The following is a 20413-nucleotide window of genomic DNA, read 5'->3' on the forward strand; positions in this document are numbered from 1 at the left end:
AGTGCGCACTGAGCGGGCTGCTCTGCGGCCTGCCCCGCGGCATATGCCGCGCAGAAAACCGAAATAACGCAGTAGAAGGGAAGTATTTCCATGAAAAAGCCGACGCTGGTCGTGATGGCGGCGGGCATGGGCAGCCGGTTCGGCGGCCTGAAGCAGATGACGCCCATTGATCCGCAGGGCAACAGCATCATCCAGTATTCTCTGTATGACGCGCGCCTTGCCGGGTTCGACAAGGTCGTTTTTATCATCAAGCACGAGATCGAGCACGACTTCCGCGAGAAGGTCGGCCGCGGCGTTGAGCCGTATTTTGACGTTTCCTATGTCTTTCAGGAGCTGACGTCCTGCCTGCCGCAGGGCTTTACCGTGCCGGAGGGCCGCACGAAGCCCTGGGGCACGGGCCACGCCGTGCTGTGCGCGCGCGGCGTGATCGACGGGCCGTTCGCCGTCATCAACTCCGACGATTTTTACGGTCGCGGCGCGTTCACGGCCATCGGCGGCTTCCTGACCGGGCAGCATGCCGATAATGCCTATGCCATGGTCGGCTACCGCCTGCACAACGCCATGACGGAGCACGGCTCCGTGGCCCGCGGCGTCTGCGAGCTGCGCGACGGCTACCTTACCGGAATCACGGAGCGCACGCACATCGAAAAGCGCGGCGACGACGCGGCCTTTACGGAGGACGGCGAGCATTTCACCCCGCTGTCCGGCGATACGACCGTCTCCATGAACTTCTGGGGCTTCACGCCGCGCATCCTTGACGAGCTGGCGGCAGAGTTCCCACGCTTCCTGCAGGAGTCCGTGTCCGTTAACCCGTTGAAGGCGGAGTTCTATCTGCCGACGGTCGCCAACAACCAGCTTGCCGCCAACCGCGCTACGGTGCGCGTTCTCCACACGGACGAGAGCTGGCACGGCGTGACCTATCGCGAGGACCTTGCCTCCGTGCAGGAGTCCGTGGCCGCCATGCATGCGGCCGGTATCTATCCGCCCGTGCTGTTCGAATAACAGCCGGCGGAACGGGAGGAGGGGCCCGCCTTGGTTGAAAATCTGAACAAGCTGACCTTTTCCGGCTACGGCCGCGTGCTGCGCGACAGCCTGCCGAACCGCGGCTTTCCGTCCGGAGCGCAGTGGCAGGAGTCCGTACAGTATTTCTCGGCGGAGGGCCTGTGCTTTTACCGCCAGAGTGCCGGACCGGTCTATCTGGATTTCGAGCTGGGCATGACGGTGCTTGCCGTGCGCAGGGAAGGGGAGACGGCGTATTTTTATCTCGATAAGCCGGTCTGCCTGCCTGCGGGACGGGAGTTTGCCATCCTGCCGTATCAGACGGAGTGCTCCGTCCGGCTGGCACAGCCTGCGGGCGCGCAGCTTGAGGTGCTCGAGCCTGTGACGGCGGCCGAGAATCTCAAGCTCGGCGACCGCCTGCGCGTCGGCGAGATCTATACGCTGTTTTACCGCGAGGTGGAGAGCGGCTTCCTGTTCAAGGGCGAGCAGCACTCCATGTTCGAGCTGACGTACGTCGACCGCGGCGCGCTGCACTGCGTTGTGGACGGCAACGGCGTCGAGCTGCATCAGGGCCAGCTCATGGTGTTCGGCCCGCAGCAATGGCATATGCAGTATACGGATCTGGACATGACGGCCCGCTTCCTCACGGTCAGCTTTGATCTGGAGAGCGAGTTTGCCGCGCGGCTGCCGGACCGGGTGTTCGACCTGTCGTCCGCCGAGGCGGCCCAGCTGCGCCAGATCGTCCGCGAGTCCGAAAATATGGACGCCTACAGCGGCGATTTTATCCGCAGCTATCTCAAGCTGCTGCTCCTGTCCGTTCTGCGCGACACGGGCAGCGAAAAAAAGCGCCTGAAAACGCCGGTGGCCCTGAACCACGAAAACGAGATCGTCAGCCGCACGCTGCAGTATGTGGCCGATCATGTGTGCGACAAGCTCTCTGTGGAGATCGTCTCGCGCGAGGTCGGTGTGAGCGCGTCGCATCTGACGGCGCTGTTCCACCGGCAGATGAATATTTCGCCCGGCGAGTATATCCGCCGGGTCAAGCTGGAGGAGAGCAAGCGCCTCATCCGGGAGGGAACGATGAATTTCTCCCAGATCGCCGCGCAGCTCAATTATTCCACGATCCACCATTTTTCCCGCCAATTCAAGGATAAATTCGGCATGTCTCCCTCGGAATACGCAAAGTCGATCCAGTCGGAGTAACGTGCGCAGCGCGTCAGACTGTCAAAAACTGATTTTGCAATTCTGAAAGCAGCTTGGCGAAGAAGCCCGAAAGGCCTTTTTTGACAAGCTGACGCGCGCAGCGCCTGCCGGGAGGAAGGACCCCCATGATGACTCTGCTGTATCTGCTGCTGCTTCCCATGCTGTCCGGCATCGGCATGCTCGGCCTCGGCCCCGCGCTGATGGCCGGACGCGCCGGAGCGGCGCATGTCGTGCTGCTGCTGTCGGGTCTGCTCCTGCCGCTGCGCGGCCTTATGTACCTGCTGCTCGCGCGCCGGCGCGGCAACCGCCCCGGCCGGATGTCCGTGCTGCTGGCGGCTGTCGAGCTGCTGCTGGGCGCGGGCCTGCTGCTCCTGCCGCAGCTGTCGGTGCGGCTGTTTGCCGTGGTCGTTGCGGTGTATCTGACGCTGCTGGTCACGGTCGAGGCAGTTAATGCGATCCTCTATGGCAGAATGCGCCGCTGGGGCGCTTTTTTTCCGGCGATGGCAGCCGCTGCGGGCGGCACGGGCCTGTTTGTGCTCATCGTGTTCGTTCCGGCGCTGCGGGACGCTGCGCTTCGCTATACGGCCGCGCTGCTGCTGACGGTGTTCGGCACGGGGCTTGTCTGCGATGTCCTTGCGCTGACGATCCGCAGCCGCCGCGTCCGGCGGGTGCTCGGCTCGATCCGCGTGGCACTGCCGGATCTGATGAGCTTGTTTTTGCCGCAGCGGACGGCGGACGTGCTGCCGCGCGCTCCGCTGGGCCCGGTCCCGCAGCAGGGGACGGAGGAGTTTGAGCTCCTGTTTCAGACGTCCGCGCACGGCATCGGCCTGGTCGGCCACTGCGAGCTCTGCTTTGACGGCCGGACGCTGACCTACGGCGCCTATGATCCGGCCCATCAGCGCCTGCTCCGTACGGTGGGCGCCGGGATCGTCTTTTCCGCCCCACGCGAGCCGTATCTCCGGTGGTGCATCGGCACGCATCACCGCCGCGTCATCAGCTACAGCCTCCGCCTGCCGCCTGCACAGGCCGCGCAGCTGCGCGCGGAGCTGGAGCGTTTCCGGCAGACGCTGTCACCCTGGCAGCCGGAAGCTCTGCCGGAGGACTGCTTTGCCGGGCGGCTCCGCAGGCTCGGCGGCGTGCGGTTCTGGCGCGTGCAGCGCGGGCCGTATGCAACGTACTTCATCCCGACGATCAACTGCGTCTCCCTGACGAACGAGCTGCTGGAGAAAACGGATATCGGCCGCACGGTCATGCTCGGGCTCAAGACGCCGGGCGCCTATCTCGACCTTCTTGAGCGCGAATATCTGGCCGGAAATCCGGCCGTGACGGCCCGCCGGGTTTATGACAGAATTTAATTGGTCCACTACTATATTTAAAAATTTGATGCATGATCCGGCATCCTTTTGCCAGCATAAAGCCTCGCGAGTTCGCTGCCCGTGAACTGGGAAAAATCTACAAATCAAAGGTTAGACGGGACAAACTTTTGGGCATGTATACAAAACACACAAAATCAGTGGGTAAATGAAATTACGGGCTTGACAAAAGGCCGCCCTCCCGTTATAATGATTCTCGGTTAGGGAAACCTAACCAATTTCAAACGACTTCGGTTAGCAAACGCTAATCACAATACCGGAGAAAGAAGGCGAACGTATGATGCCGTTGACCCTGATGTCGCCCGGTGAGGACGCCATCATCCAGAGAATCGGCGGAAAGCCGGAGGTGCGGCAGCATCTGGAAAACCTTGGCTTTGTGGTAGGTGGCAATGTCAGCGTGATCAACACGATCGGCGGAAACCTGATCGTGAACGTCAAGGAAGCGCGCGTTGCGATCAGCCGCGAAATGGCACAGAAGATCATGGTTTGATCCCGGGAGCCATTCGCTGCGGCTCTCTCACTTCAATCATATGCAATGCATTACAGAAAAGGAGGAGATTTCGATGAAAACACTCAGGCAGGTCAAGGTCGGCGAAACCGTTACCGTCGTGAAGCTGCATGGCGAGGGCGCCGTCAAGCGCCGCATCATGGACATGGGCATCACGAAGGGCGTGCAGGTTTACGTCCGCAAGGTCGCGCCGCTGGGCGACCCGGTCGAGGTCAATGTCCGTGGCTATGAGCTGTCCATCCGCAAGAACGACGCGGAAATGATCGAGGTGCAGTAACCCCGTTTCTTTTTGCAGGAGGGTTAGCCCAAACTACCCTCACTGAAATCCGGAAAGAGAGGAAGCAAAATGAACATTCGAATTGCCCTTGCGGGCAACCCGAACAGCGGCAAGACGACGCTGTTCAACGCGCTGACCGGTTCTAACCAGTTCGTTGGCAACTGGCCCGGCGTCACCGTGGAAAAGAAGGAAGGCAAGCTCAAGAAGCACAACGGTGTGACGATCACCGACCTTCCCGGTATCTACTCCCTGTCCCCGTACACGCTGGAGGAGGTCGTCGCCCGTAACTACCTGATCGGCGAGCGTCCCGATGCGATCCTGAACATCGTCGACGGCACGAACCTCGAGCGCAACCTGTACCTCACCACGCAGCTCACCGAACTGGGCATCCCGGTCGTCATCGCCATCAACATGATGGACGTCGTCCGCAAGAACGGCGATAAGATCAACACCGCAGAGCTGTCCCGTGAGCTTGGCTGCAAGGTCATCGAGATCTCTGCCCTGAAGGGCACCGGTGTCATGGAAGCCGCCGAGGCTGCCATCAAGGCCGCCGAGGGCACGAAGACCGTTCCGATGCACACGTTCTCCGGTCCGGTCGAGCATGCGCTGGCCCACATCGAAGAGGTCGCTGTGCATCAGATGCCGGAGGAGCAGCAGCGCTGGTACGCCATCAAGATCTTCGAGCGCGACGAGAAGGCCATGGCACAGCTCAAGCTCTCTGCCGATGTGCAGGCGCACATTGAGGAGGACATCAAGGCTGCCGAGAAGGAGCTGGACGACGATGCCGAGAGCATCATCACGAACGAGCGCTATGTCTATATCGCCTCCCTGATGAAGGGCTGCTACAAGAAGAAGAACGCCGGCAAGCTCACCGCCTCCGATAAGATCGACCGCGTGGTCACGAACCGCTGGCTGGCTCTGCCGATCTTTGCCCTGGTCATGTGCCTTGTTTACTATGTCTCCGTTACGACGGTCGGCTCCTGGGCGACCGACTGGACGAACGACGGCCTGTTCGGCGACGGCTGGCATCTGTTCGGTATCGGCTCGAGCGCCTATGACGATGCCATCAACGAGTACGCCGAAGAGAACATCTGGACACCGGAGGTCGTCGCAGAGGTCTCCAAGGCCGCTGACGAAGGCGTTATCGGCGCGCAGGACGTTCTGGACGCCATCAACGACCAGGACTTCGGCGCATTTGACGAAGCCTACGGCAGCTACGGCGACTCCCTCGCCGCTGCGGGCTATGACATCTCCGAGGTCTATGACACCGCCATGGAGTCCGCTCCGGATACGAGCGACTACGGCGTGTGGGTCCCCGGCATCCCGGTCCTCGTGGAGAACGGCCTGAACGCCATCCACAGCCCGGATTGGCTCAACGGCCTGATCCTTGACGGCATCGTCGGCGGCGTCGGCGCAGTCCTTGGCTTCGTCCCGCAGATGCTCGTCCTGTTCATCTTCTTGGCCTTCCTCGAATCCTGCGGCTACATGGCCCGTATCGCATTCGTGATGGACCGTATCTTCCGCAAGTTCGGCCTGTCCGGCAAGTCCTTCATCCCGATGCTCATCGGTACCGGCTGCGGCGTTCCGGGCATCATGGCCTCCCGTACCATTGAAAATGACCGAGACCGCAAGATGACCGTCATGACGACGACGTTCATCCCCTGCGGCGCAAAGCTCCCGATCATCGCCATGATCGCCACGGCTCTGTTCCATGGTGCATGGTGGGTCGCTCCGAGCGCCTACTTCCTCGGCGCTGCCGCCATCGTTGTCTCCGGCATCATGCTGAAGAAGACGAAGATGTTCGCAGGCGACCCGGCTCCGTTCGTTATGGAGCTGCCCGCCTATCACTGGCCGACCGTCGGCAACATCCTGCGCAGCATGTGGGAGCGCGGCTGGTCCTTCATCAAGAAGGCCGGTACGATCATTCTGCTGTCCTCCATTGTGATGTGGCTCGGCTCCGTCTTTGGCGTCGTGGACGGCAAGTTCGTGTTCGACCTTGAGATGGAACTGGACTACAGCCTTGTCGGCCGTCTTGGCAATGCCATCAAGTTCATCTTTGCTCCGCTTGGCTTTGACAATGCCCGTGCCGCAATCGCGACCGTCATGGGCCTTGTGGCAAAGGAAGAAGTCGTCGGCGTCTTCGGCGTCCTGGACTTCGTCTCCATGACCAAGCTGGCCGGTTACTGCTTCCTGATCTTCAACCTGCTGTGCGCCCCATGCTTCGCCGCTATCGGCGCGATGAAGCGCGAGATGAACAACGCAAAGTGGACGTGGTTTGCCATCGGCTATCAGTGCTGCTTCGCCTATGCGATCTCCCTGATCGTCTATCAGCTCGGCTGCCTGTTCACCGGCCACGGCAATGTCCTCGGCATCATCGTCGCTGTCCTGCTCATCGGCTTCATCTGCTACATGCTCTTCCGCCCGTATAAGGAAGCGGAGCACCTGAGCACGAAGGCGAAGGCTCTCGCACAGAAATAATCATCGCATTTCCTGAAAGGAGGAACTTCTCATGCTGGAATGGTTAGCATATTATTGGCCCACGATCCTCGTGTGCCTTGCACTTGGCGGTATCGTGTTCGCGATCATCATTTCGATGGTGCGCAGCCGCAAAAAGGGAAAGACCTCCTGCGGCTGTGACTGCGGGCACTGTGCGCTGCACGGCTCGTGCCACTCGAAATAATACCTCTGAACCGTCTGCGGGGCGGGTCCGCCCGCCCCGCAGGAACAAAACACTCAGCGGAGGGAACCGGAATGCAGCAAGCGCTTTCTGCAAGCAACATCAAATATCTTCTCGCGCTGCGCAGTCTGTGCGGTCCGAGCAATGAGATCCGCTGTGTCAGCGTGGCAGACGCGCTCGGCATCTCCAAGGCCAGCGTCCATGCCATGATGAATGCCCTGAAGGAAAAGAATCTCATTGAAAAGAATCACTATGGCATGGTGCATTTCACCCCGGAGGGCCGCAGCCTGGCGGATCAGTACGCCGCCTGCTACGACGTTCTGGCGGGCTATCTGCACCGCGTCTCCTCCGAGGAGGCCGCCCTGCGCGCCGCGCTGTGCGCTTTCCTTGCGGAGCTGCCGCCGGACCATCTTGGCCGTCTGTGCCAGTCGTCCGCCTGCGCAGCACACTGCTGAGGCTCGGGAGCGCCCACAGAAGTGAGGCCCCGATGGAATATGCTTCTCCTTGCCGGGCTGCTGCCCGATGCACCGGAAGCATTTTCTTCAGCACGTTGGTTAGAGATGACTAACTGCGAAATACCGGGCTGTCCGCAGGAAAACGGGGCATCCTAAAAGAGAAGGAGGAGACGATATGTCCGAATATCAGATCATTCGCTTCTGTGCGCCGACGCTCGCCGGGCTGAAAACCGCCAGCCTGTTCTGCTGCGATGCGCCGGATGAGGCAGAGCTGCTCGGGCAGCTGCGCTACTGGAACACTTCTCTTGCCCCGAAGGGCCTGCGGATGCTTCCGCTGCGCATCTGGAACGGGCGGGCGCTCATATACCTCTACCGGCCGAAGGCGCTGGCGCGCGACCTGGCCTGTGAGGATGCGGCCTGCCTGCTCAACGGCAGCGGTTACGATGGCACGGAGCCTTCCGGCTGCCTGCGCTGCCTGATGGACCGTCTGCAGTGCCAGAAGGACGGCTTCCCGCATGAGATCGGCCTCTTCCTCGGCTATCCGCCGGAGGACGTGCGCGGCTTTATTGAAAACGAGACCCGAAATTACAAATTCACCGGTTACTGGAAGGTCTACGGAGACGAGGAGCGCTCGCGCGCCCTGTTCGACAAGTTCGAACGCTGCACGCGCTGCTATCTGGCCTCCTGGGCCCGTGGGACCGGGGTGGAGCGGCTCGCTCTGGCCGTCTAAGCCGGAGCTGCCGTGATAAAAATTCAAAACAGAAAGGATCATGGATCATGAGTAAGATCGCAGTTGTTTATTGGAGCGGTACCGGCAACACCGAGCAGATGGCCAACGCCGTCGCCGAGGGAGCCAAAGAGGCCGGTGCGGAGGTCAGCACGCTGACCGCCGATCAGTTCTCCGCCGCGAAGGTCGCGGAATTTGACGCCATTGCCTTCGGCTGCCCCGCCATGGGTGCGGAGACGCTGGAAGAGGACGAGTTCGAGCCGATGTTCACGGGCTGTGAGTCCGCCCTGTCCGGCAAGAAGCTCGCGCTGTTCGGCTCCTATGGCTGGGGCGACGGCGAATGGATGCGCACCTGGGAGGACACCTGCCGTTCCGACGGCGCGGTGCTCGCCTGTGAGAGCGTCATCTGCTGCGAAGCGCCGGAAGACGACGCGCTTGCGCAGTGTAAGAAGCTGGGTGCTACGCTGGCCGGCTGATCCCGGGTGTAACGGGCGGGATCGCAAAAGAGTGGCCTTCGGCAATTCCTGTCGGAGCCCTGTGCGGCACTGCCTGATAGATCGACCACGCCAGAGCACAAATAGATCGTAATCAGCAAAAATCACCTCCTGAAAATGGGATACGTCCCGAAAAAAAGCTGTGGGCCGCCTGACGAACGGTCCACAGTTTTTGTTTCGGGGCTTCCTCGTTTTTTTGATGATTCAATTTGACAGGGTACTGTTCTCAGCTCATTCCGCTTCCATGGCGGCGCTGACCTCGCGGCGGTAGCGCAGCGTGACGACGGAGAACAGAATGCCGGAAACGGCGCTGAGGAGCAGGGAGAACATATGCAGCAGAACACTGCCGTTCAGATAGCCGAACATGCCGTAGAGCTGGAGGGCGATGTCGTAGTCCAGATACGGCGCGCCCCAGTACATAGCAAGACCGATGATCTGCATGGCGGCCTCTGCCATGACGATGACGGCGAGGAGCATCGGCGGGAGCGTTGTGGCGCGGGCTTTGACAGCTGCCTCATTTGCGGAGTTCAGTGCGGCGATGATGCAGCCCTGCAGGACAATGGTCAGCGCACAGCCGCCGGCCATGACAAAGACGACGTATTCTTCGCCGGCAAAGTGGAAGCTGAAGAAATCCTCGGCGCTGTAAAACAGCAGATAGATCAGCAGGAACGTCAGCTCAAGTGCCTCGAAGATGATGCGGAAGACGGCCGCCGTGCGCAGGCAATTCAGCCCGCCGGTCGAGATCTGCGCGCCGCGGCTTCTGCAGGCCCCTGCAGCAGACCACACGCCGATGACGGTCAGCAGCTCCGGCAGCCAGAAGGCAGCCTGCAGGAACTGCATCAGGCCGCTCGGGCTTGCGTCGATGGCCGCCCAGACGCTCTCGATGCCGCCGGAAATGCCCAGCAGCAGGTCCAGCAGGTGCAGCACCGCGACAGCGGTCAGGGCAATGGCGGCAAACAGGTAGGACAGCGACCGGCCGCAGCCCGTCAGGGCATGGGTATAGGCCGTCGGATGGGCAGGCACAAGCTGCACGGGCGCTGGGCGGACCTGCTGCACGACGACCGGAATCGGCTGCGTGCTCTGCACGGACGGCTGATGTGCGGGCATCGCTGCGCCGCAGACAGTGCAGAAACGGGCGGAGGTGTCGTTCGGCGCTCCGCATTTCGGACAAAACATGGAAAATCCCCCTCGATTCGATTCTGCCTTCAGTATAACGGAACGGCTGTGCCTTGTCAATGCACGCGGTACAAGAATGCTTTTCTGCTTGCATAAATGGACACAATCCGGTATAATAGTCCTACTCAAAGCAAATGGGGGATAGCCAATGGCAAAGCTCTACTTTAAATATGGCTCGATGGGCTCGTCCAAGACAGCACAGGCGCTCATTACCAAGTATAACTATGAGGAAAACGGCATGCACGTCTGGCTGATCAAGCCCGCGGCCGACGAGCGTGACGGCGCGATCATTCTGCGCAGCCGCGTCGGTCTGGAGGCCCCTGCCGAGGTCGTTCCGCCGCACAGCGACATTTACGAGCTCTACCGCAGCCGCGAAAAGACGGATGTCATCATCGTCGACGAGTGCCAGTTCCTGACGCCCGCGCAGATCGATCAGCTCCGCGACATCGTGGATGTGGAGAACATCCCGGTGCTGTGCTTCGGCCTGCGCACGGATTTCCAGTGCAAGCTGTTTGACGGCAGCCGCAGGCTGTTCGAGGTGGCGGACACCATCACGGAGATCAAGGCCATCTGCGACTGCGGGGCCAAGGCCACGGTCAATGCCCGGCTGGACAGCGAGGGCTGCATCGTCACGGAGGGCGCTCAGCTCCTGCTCGGCGGCAACGACCGTTATCTTGCCATGTGCCACAAGTGCTGGATCCGCAACATCCGCGAGCACCGCAAAGTAAAGAACCGCTGAATTTTGAAAGGAGATCCTGTTATGAATTATCCGACTCCCCATATCAACGCCACGCCCGACGATTTTGGTCAGACCGTCCTGATGCCGGGCGATCCGCTCCGCTCGAAGTACATCGCCGAGCATTTCCTGGAGAACGCCCGCCTCGTGAACAACGTCCGCGGCGTGCAGGGCTACACGGGCACCTATCACGGCGTGAAGGTTTCCGTTATGGCCTCCGGCATGGGCATCCCGTCCATCGGCATCTATTCCTATGAGCTCTACAACGCCTTCGGCGTGCAGAACATCATGCGCATCGGCTCGGCCGGTTCCATCAACCCCGATATCCACGTCCGCGACATCGTCATCGCCCAGGGCGCCTGCACCGATTCGAACTTCCTGCACCAGTATCACATCGACGGCACGTTCGCACCCATTGCCTCCTATGAGATGCTGCGCCGCGCCGTTGCGTCCTGCGAACAGGTCGGCGCGACGTATCACGTCGGCAACGTCCTGTCAACGGACAATTTCTATAACGACGACGAGGGCATGCCCGAGGTCCTGCAGACCGTTCCCGCCTGGATCAAGATGGGCGTCATGGCCTGCGAGATGGAGGCTGCCGGCCTGTATATGACCGCCGCCCGCTGGAAGAAGAACGCCCTGTGCATCTGCACGATCTCCGATCACATGCTCACGGGCGAGGCCCTGCCCGCCGAGGAACGTCAGACGTCCTTCACGCAGATGATGGAGGTCGCGCTCGAAACGGCCGTCAAACTGGAAAAGTAATCAAAAAATTCGGAAGCGTAAAACAACGCTTCCGAATTTTGACCGCTTATTTTCTTTTTCTTCTCAAATTTCTATCACGACAAAAAGGAGCAAATACCAAAATGAAGCGCATTTTTCTGATCGTTCTGGATTCCTGCGGCGCAGGTGAAATGCCCGATGCCGCAAAGTTCGGTGATTTCGGCGTGAACACGCTCAAGAGCTGTTCCACGTCCAGCAAGCTGCACATCCCCACGATGGTGCACTGCGGCCTCGGCAACATCGAGGGCCTGTCGTTCCTCGGCACGGATCCTGCGCAGACGGGCGCCTGCGCCCGCATGGCAGAGGCCTCCATGGGCAAGGACACCACGATCGGCCACTGGGAGATCGCGGGCGTCGTTTCCCCGAATCCGCTGCCTACCTATCCCAACGGCTTCCCCGAGGAGGTGCTCAAGCCCTTCCGCGAGGCGACGGGCCGCGGCGTTCTGGCGAACGCTCCCTGGTCCGGCACCGAGGTCATCGCAAAGTACGGCGCGGAGCATATGCGCACGGGAGACCTCATCGTTTATACGTCCGCAGACTCCGTGTTCCAGATCGCGGCGCACGAGGACATCGTCCCTCTGGAGCAGCTGTATGAATACTGCCGCATCGCCCGTAAGATCCTCGTCGGAAAGCATGGCGTCGGCCGCGTCATCGCCCGTCCGTTCATCGGCAACGAGAAGGACGGCTTCACCCGCACGTCCAACCGCCACGACTTTTCGCTCGAGCCGCCCGCGGAGACCATGCTTGACGCCATCAAGGCCGCCGGTCAGGATGTCCTTGCCGTCGGCAAGATCCACGATATCTTCGCAGGCCGCGGCCTGACGGACTATGTCTACACGAAGGGCAACACCGACGGCCTCGCCAAGACCATGGACTACTTCAAGCGCGATTTTCAGGGCCTGTGCTTTGTGAATCTCGTTGATTTCGATATGCTCTACGGCCATCGCCGCAACATCGACGGCTATGCTGCCGCCCTGACGGAATTCGACGGCTGGCTGGCCGAGCTGCTGCCGCAGCTCGGCGACGAGGACCTCGTTATGATCACGGCCGACCACGGCTGCGACCCTGCCTACACCCGCACGACGGATCATACGCGCGAGTATGTGCCGCTGCTGATGGCGGGCAAGCACCTGCGCCCTGTGAATCTCGGCACGCGCAAGTCGTTTGCGGACATTGCCGCGACCGTGACGGAGCTGCTCGGTGTTCCGTATCAGACGCCCGGCACGAGCTTTGCCACCGAGATCCTGTAATTTCTGAAAGGGGAGATCGCCATGACACCGGAAAAACTGCTGGAGCTTGCGCATGAGGCCCGCGAGCGCGCCTATGCGCCGTATTCCCATTATGCTGTCGGCGCTGCACTGCTGACGAAGGACGGCCGTGTCTATCAGGGCTGCAACATTGAAAATGCCAGCTTCTCCGCCACGAACTGCGCGGAGCGCACGGCCTTTTTCAAGGCGGTGTACGACGGCTGCTATGACTTTGCCGCCATTGCCGTGGTCGGCGGTCCTGCCGGGAAGCCTGTGCAGGCTCAAGACGAGCCGAGCGGCCCGTGCGGTGTGTGCCGTCAGGTCATGCAGGAATTCTGCGGCCCGGACTTCGAGATCCATATGCAGAAGGCCGGCGGCGGTGTGTTCACCGTAAAACTGCCCGAATTGCTGCCGTTCGGCTTTACAAAAGACAGTATGGAGGCCTAATTTTTGGCGCTTTTCACAAAAATTTTGCAGTGTCTTGATTTTTGTACCAATTTGTGTAATAATTGCTTACGGCCTTGAGCCAAAATAAATGGAGGTTAAGAAAATGAAGAAACTCTTAGCAATGCTCCTTGTTCTTGCTATGATCTCTTGCCTGTTCGTGGCCTGTGCCAACAACGACAGCGAGACCGATGCACCCACCACTGCTCCTACGGATGAGTCCAAGACCAACGAGAGCACGGACAACAGCGATGCGACTGAGCCCGATGATAACAACGGCGACGTCAAGATCGCGATGATCACCGACTACGGCGACATCACCGACCAGTCCTTCAACCAGACCACCTATGAGGCTTGCCAGAAGTTTGCCGGCGACAACGGCTATGACTTCAAGTACTACAAGCCCACCGACAACTCCACTGCCGGCCGTGTTGCTTCCACCGAGCTGGCCATCGCTGACGGCTACAACGTCATCGTGATGCCGGGCTATGCCTTCGGCGGCACCATCGTTGAGGTCGCTCCGCAGTACCCCGATGTGAAGTTCATCGCGCTGGACGTCGCCAAGGGCGATCTGCTCGAGGCTGCTGTTGCCAACGCCGGTGAGACCTACGACTACAACCCCGACAACTGGAACCTCGCTGACTACGTCGACCTGAGCAACGTTTACTGCGCTGTTTATCAGGAAGAGCTCAGCGGCTACATGGCCGGTTACGCTGCTGTCTGCCTCGGCTACACCAAGCTTGGCTTCCTCGGCGGCATGGCTGTTCCTGCTGTTATCCGCTTCGGCTACGGCTTCGTGCAGGGCGTTGACGCCGCTGCTGCTGCCAAGGGTGTTGAGGGCGTTGAGGTCAACTACATCTACGGCGGCCAGTTCAACGGCGACGGCGACATCACCGCTGTTATGGACACCTGGTATTCCAACGGCACTCAGCTGGTCTTCGCTTGCGGCGGCGGCATCTTCACCTCTGCTGCTGAGGCTGCTCAGAAGGTCAACGGCAAGGTCATCGGCGTCGACACCGACCAGTCCGCTGTCATCGACGGCGGCTACGGCGAAGGCATGACTGTTACCTCCGCTATGAAGGGCCTTGCTCCCACCACCATCGACACCCTGACCGATGTCATTGTCAATGGCAACTGGGCCAACTACGCCGGCAAGATCGAGACCCTGGGCCTCGTCTCTGCTGACGATCCTTCCGCGAACTATGTCCAGCTCCCGCTCGAGACCACGCAGTGGGCAGACGGCAAGTTCACCGTTGAGGATTACACCGCTCTCGTCGCTGATATGTTCAACGGCAAGGTGAAGGTCTCCAACGACACCACTGTCGAGCCGACCGTCTCCAACATCGCTGTGAACTACCTCGGCAACATCAAGGGCTAATTCCCCATAAGGAACCGCAAAAGGACGGGCTTCGGCCCGTCCTTTTTGTATGCCGACGCGTTCGGACAACGAAAGCTGCTCAGCCGAAAACCGGGCCGACCTATTACAAAGTCAGCCCGGCTATTTTCTTGCTTATCTTATTTTACTGCCCGCAGAACTGCAATATTGCGCTTTCCTATTACGGCGTACATTCTCTGGATGTTTTCGCTTAGAGAAGCGCCCTTCCAGAAGACGCTGGAGCTGCCGCCGACGAACATCGTCGCCCCGGCCTGCCGCATTTTCTCCGCATTTTCAAAGCTGACGTTTCCGTCTACCTCGATCTCCAGATCCGGGTAGCCGTTTTCGTCCAGAAATGCGCGCAGATCGCGCAGCTTCTGCAGCATGGCCGGAACGAGCTGCTGACCGGCAAAGCCGGGATCGACCGTCATGACCAGCACGCCTGCCAGATCGGGCAGCAGATAGCGGATCACATCATACGGCGTCGCAGGATTGATCGCGAGCATCGGCTTTCCGCCCAGCGCGGCGATCGCACCGATCGTGCGATGGATGTGCGGCGTGCTCTCCCAGTGCACCGAGACATACTCGCCCGGCTGGATCGCAAAGCATGAGAGCTTCGTATCGGGCCGCGAGATCATCAGATGAATGTCCAGCGGGATCGGCGTCAGCTTGCGCAGCTGCCTGCAGAAATCCGTGCCCAGCGCATAGTTCGGCACGAATTCTCCATCCATGATATCGACATGCAGGGCGTCGATGCCGCACTGTTCGAAAACCTCCAGCGTCTGCGCCATGCGGGAAAAGTCAACACACATCAGCGAGGGTAAAAGCTTGGGCGTGTTCATCGTTGTGCTCTCCTCTTATTTTCGGACTTCGGGATAGGTGCTTTGACAGGTCAGCCATTATCTGTGCCGGAAATCAGCGCCGTGACCTCGGCCTCCGTCGGGATCGAGGTCAGCGCGCCCCGCCGCGATACCGTGATTGCTGCCGCGGCGTTGGCAAACGCGATGCTGCGCTGTTCAAGAAAAGGGTGAAGCATGCGCTGAGCGGCGGACGGCTGTAAAAATTGTTCGACATATCCGGGACGGGCTTTGACCCGTCCTTTTTCGATCCGTCAAAATGCTGCAAAATACATGCTTGCGCCAGGGATAAAATACTACTTTTGGTTGAAATGCATAAAAAAATGAAAAAGTTAGCTGCGAGAGCTTTTTGTGTTTGAAATCAAACATGGAATTGATTATAATAGAATCTGAAACCATAAGAGAGGGAGGCAATCGGTTTGGGTAACGAACAGTATGCAATCGAAATGCTGAATATCACCAAGCGGTTCCCCGGTATCATTGCAAACGACAACATCACGCTCCAGCTTCGCCATGGCGAGATCCATGCGCTCCTCGGCGAAAACGGCGCAGGCAAGTCCACGCTGATGAGCGTCCTGTTCGGCCTGTATCAGGCGGAAGAGGGCATTATCAAGAAGGATGGCGTGGAAGTCAAGATCAATGATCCGAACGATGCCAATGCACTGGGCATTGGCATGGTGCATCAGCACTTCAAGCTCGTGGAGTGCTTTACGGTGCTTGAAAACATCATCCTCGGCGTGGAGCCGAACAAGGCGGGCTTCCTGCAGATGGATCAGGCCCGGGAAAAGGTCATGAAGCTCTCTGAGCAGTATGGCCTGCACGTCGACCCCGATGCTCTCATCGAGGACATCACCGTCGGCATGCAGCAGCGCACGGAGATCCTCAAGATGCTCTACCGCGACAATGAGATCCTGATCTTCGATGAGCCGACTGCCGTTTTGACGCCGCAGGAGATCGAAGAGCTCATGGACATCATGCGCGGCCTGGCAGAGGAAGGCAAGTCCATCCTCTTCATCTCCCACAAGCTCAACGAGATCATGGCCGTGGCGGACCGCTGCACTGTCCTGCGCAAGGGCAAGTACATCGGCACCGTGGACATCAAGAACACGACGAAGGAAGAGCTTTCCCGCATGATGGTCGGCCGCGATGTGGAATTTGCCGTCCACAAGGAGCCTGCCAAGCCCGGCAAGCCCATCCTGGAGGTCAAGGGCCTCACGGTTGCTTCAAAGCTCCACCACAACAACGCCGTCAAGCAGGTCTCGTTCAACGTGCGCGAGGGCGAGATCGTCTGTATCGCCGGCATCGACGGAAACGGCCAGACGGAGCTCGTCTACGGCCTGACCGGCCTCGAACCTGTGAAAGAGGGTACGGTCACGCTGTGCGGTCAGGATATCACGAATATGCAGATCCGCAAGCGTTCCATCCTCGGCATGAGCCACATCCCGGAGGATCGTCATAAGCACGGCCTCGTGCTGGACTATACGCTCGAGGACAACCTCGTGCTGCAGCGCTACTTTGAGCCGCAGTTCGTCAACGGTGCGGGCTTCCTGAAGCGCAAGAACATCCGTACCTATGCCGAGCACCTCATCGACCAGTACGACGTCCGCTCTGGTCAGGGGCCCATCACACTGGCGCGCGCCATGTCCGGCGGCAACCAGCAGAAGGCGATCATCGCCCGCGAGATCGATAAGGACCCGCAGCTGCTCATCGCCGTGCAGCCGACCCGCGGCCTCGACGTCGGCGCCATTGAGTACATCCACAGGCAGATCGTCGCTCAGCGCGACAAGAACAAAGCCGTTCTCCTCGTCTCGCTGGAGCTGGACGAGGTCATGAGCCTCTCCGACCGCATCCTCGTCATGTACGAGGGCGAGATCGTCGGCGAGCTCGATCCGAAGAAAACGACTGTTGAAGAGCTCGGCCTCTATATGGCCGGTGCAAAGAGGGAGGTGCACGGGGCATGAAAAAGCGCAAGTCTCTGCTGCGCAGCGACAGCTTCCAGACCCTTCTGACCTCTCTGCTGTGCATCATTCTCGGCGTGGCCATCGGCTATGTCGTCCTGCTCATCATCAACCCCGCGGGCGCATGGAAGTCCATGTCCGCCCTGCTGAAGAATTTCTTCCATTATCCGGCGGGCAAGCTGCGCATGAAGTATTTCGGCCAGACGCTCGTCCGCACGGCGCCGCTGCTGATGTGTGCGCTGTCCATCCTGTTCGCCTATAAGGTCGGCATGTTCAACATCGGCGCGGCCGGTCAGTATGTCGCGGGCGCATGCGTCGGCCTTTATGCCGCGATCGCCTGGCAGCTGCCGTGGTACCTGTGCCTGCTGCTGGCTATTGCTGCCGGCGCGTTCCTCGGTGCCATTTCCGGTGCGCTGCGTACCTACTGCAATGTCAACGTTGTCATCTCCGGCATCATGCTCAACTGGATCGCCCTGTATCTGACGAACCTGATCCTGACAACGGTCAAGCACCCGAACAGCCCCTATACGAAGTCCCTGACGGCGGCTAACCCCTCGGCTCTCATCCCGAGCCTCGGCCTGAGCAAGCTGTTTGCAGGCGAGAAGACCGTGACCATTGCCATCCCGCTTGCTATCCTCATGGCGGTCCTCGTTTGGGTCATCCTGAACAAGACGAAGTTCGGCTATGAGCTGAAGGCGACCGGCTTCAACTTTAACGCTGCGAAGTACTGCGGCATGAAGGAAAACCGCAACGTCATCCTTACGATGGTCATCGCGGGCGGTCTTGCCGGTATGGGTGCAGGCCTGTACTATCTGACCGGCATCGAGGACTGGGAGACGACGATCTCCTCCGTTCCGGGCATGGGCTTCAACGGCATCGCCGTTGCCTTCCTCGGTGGTCTGAGCCCCTTTGGCTCCATTCTCGCCTCGTTCTTCATCCAGCATATCACGACCGGCGGCGGCAATGTCGACCTGACGGTCTATTCCCCGCAGATCTCCAGCCTGATCTCCAGCCTCATCATCTTCCTGTGCGCGTTCAGCGGCTTCCTGAAGGAGCGCCTGCAGGCCTCGCTGCGGAAGGGCGATGAGCGCCGTGCCGCGCGCGCCAAGCTTGCGGAAGAACAGAAAGGAGGTGCGCAGAAATGACACTGCTGATCCAGTATACGATCATTTTTGCCTCGGTCCTGCTTCTCGTCGCCCTGGGCGGCTGCTTCTCGGAGCGTTCCGGCGTCATCAACATCGGCCTTGAGGGCATCATGGTCATCGGCGCACTCGGCGGCGCACTTGTCATGAAATTCCTGCCGGTCTCCGTCGGCGCACCGGTCATGGTCCTGACGGTCATCCTCGCCAGCGCTGCGGCGGGCCTGCTGTATTCGCTGCTGCTCGCCGTTGCCTCGATCACGTTCCGCGCGGACCAGACCATCACCGGCACGGCCATGAACCTGCTGGCAACGGCTGCTGCGACTGTCGCGGTCAAGGCTATGAACGCGTCGATGTCCGGTGGCAACGACGTTTCCTCCGATATCTCCTACATCGAGCCGAAGAAGCTCTTCATCCTGAACATCGGCAAATTCGAGTTCAACTGGTTCATGCTGGTTGCCGTCATTGCACTGATCGTCTCGTTCGCTGTGCTGTATAAGACGCGCTTCGGCCTGCGCCTGCGTGCCTGCGGCGAGCATCCGCAGGCGGCGGACTCCGTCGGCATCAACGTCTACAAGATGCGTTATGCCGGTGTCATGATCTCCGGCGTGCTCGGCGGCCTCGGCGGCATCGCTTTCATCACGGCCGGCGTCAGTGTCTGGAAGTTTGAATACGGCGTCGCGGGCTTCGGCTTCCTGGCCCTCGCCGTCATGATCTTCGGCGGCTGGAGTCCGGTGAAGATCGCACTGGCTGCGATCCTGTTCGGCTTCTTCCGCGCTTTGGGCAATGTCTACTCCGGCTTTGACTTCCTGCTCAAGCTCAACATGCCCAGCGTTGTTTACAACATGCTGCCCTACTTCGTCTCCCTCATCGTTCTGGCCTTCACGTCCAAAAAGTCCAGAGCCCCGAAGGCTGAGGGCATCCCCTACGATAAGGGTCAGCGCTGAGTCCTGTTCAAACCGGTTCTCCTGCTCCCGCTTTCGGGGGCAGGAGAATCCCAGACTGTCAAAAAACCTGCACAGCCGAAAGTTTCGGAGGGAAGAAAAGCGTGAAAGGAAACCGTCAGGGTGTCCTTTCACGTCAAATAACCCGCCGCAGCGGCAGAATTGCAAAATCATGCTGCAAAATTTAATTTTGCAATTCTGAAAGCAGCTTGTCAAAAAAGTCCAAAGGGACTTTTTTGACAAGCTGAATCCTTTGCACCGGGACAAGCAGCCCGGTATTTCGATAGAGGAGAAATAGAATGTCAAATATCATTGTGCTGGGTATCGCAGGCGGCAGCGGCAGCGGCAAAACAACGCTCATGAAGAACCTGATCGCTCGTTTTCAGGACGATGTCACCGTGCTCAGCCACGATAATTACTATCGGCCCTATGACGAGCTGACCATCGAGGAGCGCCGCAAGCTCAACTATGATCATCCGGACGCCTTCGATACCGACATGATGATCGGCCACTTGAAGGAGCTGAAGGCCGGGCACAGCATCGAATGCCCCGTCTACGACTATGCGACCTATTCCCGCACGAGCGAAACCGTTACGGTCGAGCCGCGCAAGGTCATTCTGGTCGAGGGTATCCTGATCTTCGAGAACCACGCCCTGTGCGATCAGATGGATATCAAGATCTTTGTGGATACGGACGCTGATGTCCGCCTTATCCGCCGCATCCGCCGCGACGTTGCAAAGCGCGGCCGCAGCCTCGATTCTGTGCTCGGCCAGTATCTTGCAACGGTCAAGCCCATGCACGAGCAGTTCGTGGAGCCGAGCAAAAAAAATGCTGATCTCGTCGTGCTCGAGGGCGGCAAGAATCTGGTCGCACTCGAAATGATCATCGACCGCATCCAGCGCCACATCGACAGCAATTGAAGAAGGTCTTCTCTCCGGGCGGCCCATTCGGCCGCCCGGAGTTGTTTTTCAGAATGGGGGATTGACAGTGGCCTTCCGGCGTGCTATACTGCTTATGAGCGATTTATGAGCGAAATTAACG

Annotated in this window: 22 protein-coding genes; 19 read left to right on the forward strand and 3 right to left on the reverse strand. The window is 59.7% G+C overall.

Annotation, left to right across the window (positions count from 1 at the left end):
- Window positions 1-90 precede the first annotated feature (90 nt).
- The 10 genes from WMO66_RS10225 (at window position 91) to WMO66_RS10270 (ending at window position 8695) form a co-directional block, all read left to right on the forward strand.
- Window positions 91-1002 (forward strand): nucleotidyltransferase family protein, encoded by a 912-nt coding sequence (locus tag WMO66_RS10225; RefSeq protein WP_349136343.1) that lies wholly within the window; start codon window positions 91-93, stop codon window positions 1000-1002.
- A 30-nt stretch (window positions 1003-1032) separates the two neighbouring features.
- Entirely contained in the window at window positions 1033-2202 is a 1170-nt protein-coding gene (locus WMO66_RS10230) for an AraC family transcriptional regulator (protein ID WP_349136344.1), read from the forward strand.
- A 125-nt stretch (window positions 2203-2327) separates the two neighbouring features.
- A complete protein-coding gene (locus WMO66_RS10235) occupies window positions 2328-3557 on the forward strand; it encodes a hypothetical protein (protein ID WP_349136345.1) in 1230 nt (409 codons plus the stop codon).
- Between the two features lie 295 nt (window positions 3558-3852).
- Window positions 3853-4065 (forward strand): FeoA family protein, encoded by a 213-nt coding sequence (locus WMO66_RS10240; RefSeq protein ID WP_349136347.1) that lies wholly within the window; start codon window positions 3853-3855, stop codon window positions 4063-4065.
- A gap of 73 nt (window positions 4066-4138) precedes the next feature.
- Complete coding sequence (locus tag WMO66_RS10245; protein ID WP_349136349.1) at window positions 4139-4360, forward strand: FeoA family protein; 222 nt, start codon at window positions 4139-4141, stop codon at window positions 4358-4360.
- Between the two features lie 69 nt (window positions 4361-4429).
- Entirely contained in the window at window positions 4430-6838 is a 2409-nt protein-coding gene (gene feoB, locus WMO66_RS10250; RefSeq protein WP_349136350.1) for a ferrous iron transporter B, read from the forward strand.
- 31 nt (window positions 6839-6869) lie between these two features.
- Window positions 6870-7040, forward strand: coding sequence for a FeoB-associated Cys-rich membrane protein (locus WMO66_RS10255; protein WP_349136352.1), 171 nt, complete (start codon window positions 6870-6872; stop codon window positions 7038-7040).
- Window positions 7041-7111: 71 nt separating this feature from the next.
- A complete protein-coding gene (locus WMO66_RS10260) occupies window positions 7112-7492 on the forward strand; it encodes a metal-dependent transcriptional regulator (RefSeq protein ID WP_349136353.1) in 381 nt (126 codons plus the stop codon).
- A 175-nt stretch (window positions 7493-7667) separates the two neighbouring features.
- Window positions 7668-8222 (forward strand): DUF3793 family protein, encoded by a 555-nt coding sequence (locus WMO66_RS10265; protein WP_349136355.1) that lies wholly within the window; start codon window positions 7668-7670, stop codon window positions 8220-8222.
- Window positions 8223-8269: 47 nt separating this feature from the next.
- The gene (locus tag WMO66_RS10270) at window positions 8270-8695 is read left to right on the forward strand and encodes a flavodoxin (protein ID WP_349136357.1); all 426 of its coding nucleotides are present in this window, start codon (window positions 8270-8272) and stop codon (window positions 8693-8695) included.
- A gap of 249 nt (window positions 8696-8944) precedes the next feature.
- Here WMO66_RS10270 and WMO66_RS10275 read toward each other — a convergent pair whose 3' ends face one another.
- The gene (locus WMO66_RS10275; RefSeq protein WP_349136359.1) at window positions 8945-9889 is read right to left on the reverse strand and encodes a zinc ribbon domain-containing protein; all 945 of its coding nucleotides are present in this window, start codon (window positions 9887-9889) and stop codon (window positions 8945-8947) included.
- 148 nt (window positions 9890-10037) lie between these two features.
- On the opposite strand from WMO66_RS10275, the gene WMO66_RS10280 reads away from it, so the two are divergent.
- From WMO66_RS10280 to WMO66_RS10300, 5 genes are all read left to right on the forward strand, one after another.
- Entirely contained in the window at window positions 10038-10628 is a 591-nt protein-coding gene (locus WMO66_RS10280; protein WP_349136361.1) for a thymidine kinase, read from the forward strand.
- 21 nt (window positions 10629-10649) lie between these two features.
- On the forward strand, window positions 10650-11390 hold the full coding sequence (gene deoD, locus WMO66_RS10285; protein WP_349136362.1) for a purine-nucleoside phosphorylase: 741 nt from the start codon (window positions 10650-10652) through the stop codon (window positions 11388-11390).
- A 101-nt stretch (window positions 11391-11491) separates the two neighbouring features.
- Window positions 11492-12658 carry a phosphopentomutase gene (locus WMO66_RS10290; RefSeq protein WP_349136364.1) on the forward strand — a complete coding sequence of 389 codons (1167 nt, stop codon included), beginning with the start codon at window positions 11492-11494 and terminating at the stop codon, window positions 12656-12658.
- 21 nt (window positions 12659-12679) lie between these two features.
- Window positions 12680-13102 carry a cytidine deaminase gene (locus tag WMO66_RS10295; RefSeq protein ID WP_349136365.1) on the forward strand — a complete coding sequence of 141 codons (423 nt, stop codon included), beginning with the start codon at window positions 12680-12682 and terminating at the stop codon, window positions 13100-13102.
- A gap of 103 nt (window positions 13103-13205) precedes the next feature.
- Entirely contained in the window at window positions 13206-14477 is a 1272-nt protein-coding gene (locus WMO66_RS10300) for a BMP family lipoprotein (protein ID WP_349136367.1), read from the forward strand.
- A gap of 137 nt (window positions 14478-14614) precedes the next feature.
- Here the strand turns inward: WMO66_RS10300 and WMO66_RS10305 are convergent, their stop codons facing one another.
- Window positions 14615-15316, reverse strand: a complete 702-nt coding sequence (locus WMO66_RS10305; protein ID WP_349136369.1) for a ribulose-phosphate 3-epimerase — start codon at window positions 15314-15316, stop codon at window positions 14615-14617.
- Between the two features lie 50 nt (window positions 15317-15366).
- Complete coding sequence (locus WMO66_RS10310) at window positions 15367-15510, reverse strand: hypothetical protein (RefSeq protein WP_349136370.1); 144 nt, start codon at window positions 15508-15510, stop codon at window positions 15367-15369.
- Between the two features lie 267 nt (window positions 15511-15777).
- On the opposite strand from WMO66_RS10310, the gene WMO66_RS10315 reads away from it, so the two are divergent.
- The 4 genes from WMO66_RS10315 (at window position 15778) to udk (ending at window position 20292) form a co-directional block, all read left to right on the forward strand.
- On the forward strand, window positions 15778-17292 hold the full coding sequence (locus WMO66_RS10315; RefSeq protein ID WP_349136436.1) for an ABC transporter ATP-binding protein: 1515 nt from the start codon (window positions 15778-15780) through the stop codon (window positions 17290-17292).
- The gene (locus WMO66_RS10320) at window positions 17289-18434 is read left to right on the forward strand and encodes an ABC transporter permease (RefSeq protein ID WP_349136372.1); all 1146 of its coding nucleotides are present in this window, start codon (window positions 17289-17291) and stop codon (window positions 18432-18434) included. The genes WMO66_RS10315 and WMO66_RS10320 overlap by 4 nt, the downstream gene beginning before the upstream one ends.
- Complete coding sequence (locus WMO66_RS10325; protein ID WP_349136373.1) at window positions 18431-19375, forward strand: ABC transporter permease; 945 nt, start codon at window positions 18431-18433, stop codon at window positions 19373-19375. The genes WMO66_RS10320 and WMO66_RS10325 overlap by 4 nt, the downstream gene beginning before the upstream one ends.
- A gap of 296 nt (window positions 19376-19671) precedes the next feature.
- Complete coding sequence (udk, locus tag WMO66_RS10330; RefSeq protein WP_349136375.1) at window positions 19672-20292, forward strand: uridine kinase; 621 nt, start codon at window positions 19672-19674, stop codon at window positions 20290-20292.
- The last annotated feature ends 121 nt before the right edge of the window (window positions 20293-20413 follow it).

Origin of the sequence: Faecousia intestinalis, assembly GCF_040096185.1 — a bacterium.
Lineage (GTDB): Bacteria > Bacillota > Clostridia > Oscillospirales > Oscillospiraceae > JAZOXB01.

Bases quoted from the DNA above. Each gene is read 5' to 3' on its own strand.
- WMO66_RS10225 (WP_349136343.1), top strand. From the start codon at position 91: ATGAAAAAGCCGACGCTGGTCGTGATGGCGGCGGGCATGGGCAGCCGG.
- WMO66_RS10235 (WP_349136345.1), top strand. From the start codon at position 2,328: ATGATGACTCTGCTGTATCTGCTGCTGCTTCCCATGCTGTCCGGCATC.
- WMO66_RS10240 (WP_349136347.1), top strand. From the start codon at position 3,853: ATGATGCCGTTGACCCTGATGTCGCCCGGTGAGGACGCCATCATCCAG.
- WMO66_RS10245 (WP_349136349.1), top strand. From the start codon at position 4,139: ATGAAAACACTCAGGCAGGTCAAGGTCGGCGAAACCGTTACCGTCGTG.
- feoB (WP_349136350.1), top strand. From the start codon at position 4,430: ATGAACATTCGAATTGCCCTTGCGGGCAACCCGAACAGCGGCAAGACG.
- WMO66_RS10255 (WP_349136352.1), top strand. From the start codon at position 6,870: ATGCTGGAATGGTTAGCATATTATTGGCCCACGATCCTCGTGTGCCTT.
- WMO66_RS10260 (WP_349136353.1), top strand. From the start codon at position 7,112: ATGCAGCAAGCGCTTTCTGCAAGCAACATCAAATATCTTCTCGCGCTG.
- WMO66_RS10265 (WP_349136355.1), top strand. From the start codon at position 7,668: ATGTCCGAATATCAGATCATTCGCTTCTGTGCGCCGACGCTCGCCGGG.
- WMO66_RS10270 (WP_349136357.1), top strand. From the start codon at position 8,270: ATGAGTAAGATCGCAGTTGTTTATTGGAGCGGTACCGGCAACACCGAG.
- WMO66_RS10275 (WP_349136359.1), bottom strand. From the start codon at position 9,889: ATGTTTTGTCCGAAATGCGGAGCGCCGAACGACACCTCCGCCCGTTTC.
- WMO66_RS10280 (WP_349136361.1), top strand. From the start codon at position 10,038: ATGGCAAAGCTCTACTTTAAATATGGCTCGATGGGCTCGTCCAAGACA.
- deoD (WP_349136362.1), top strand. From the start codon at position 10,650: ATGAATTATCCGACTCCCCATATCAACGCCACGCCCGACGATTTTGGT.
- WMO66_RS10290 (WP_349136364.1), top strand. From the start codon at position 11,492: ATGAAGCGCATTTTTCTGATCGTTCTGGATTCCTGCGGCGCAGGTGAA.
- WMO66_RS10295 (WP_349136365.1), top strand. From the start codon at position 12,680: ATGACACCGGAAAAACTGCTGGAGCTTGCGCATGAGGCCCGCGAGCGC.
- WMO66_RS10300 (WP_349136367.1), top strand. From the start codon at position 13,206: ATGAAGAAACTCTTAGCAATGCTCCTTGTTCTTGCTATGATCTCTTGC.
- WMO66_RS10305 (WP_349136369.1), bottom strand. From the start codon at position 15,316: ATGAACACGCCCAAGCTTTTACCCTCGCTGATGTGTGTTGACTTTTCC.
- WMO66_RS10310 (WP_349136370.1), bottom strand. From the start codon at position 15,510: ATGCTTCACCCTTTTCTTGAACAGCGCAGCATCGCGTTTGCCAACGCC.
- WMO66_RS10315 (WP_349136436.1), top strand. From the start codon at position 15,778: ATGCTGAATATCACCAAGCGGTTCCCCGGTATCATTGCAAACGACAAC.
- WMO66_RS10320 (WP_349136372.1), top strand. From the start codon at position 17,289: ATGAAAAAGCGCAAGTCTCTGCTGCGCAGCGACAGCTTCCAGACCCTT.
- WMO66_RS10325 (WP_349136373.1), top strand. From the start codon at position 18,431: ATGACACTGCTGATCCAGTATACGATCATTTTTGCCTCGGTCCTGCTT.
- udk (WP_349136375.1), top strand. From the start codon at position 19,672: ATGTCAAATATCATTGTGCTGGGTATCGCAGGCGGCAGCGGCAGCGGC.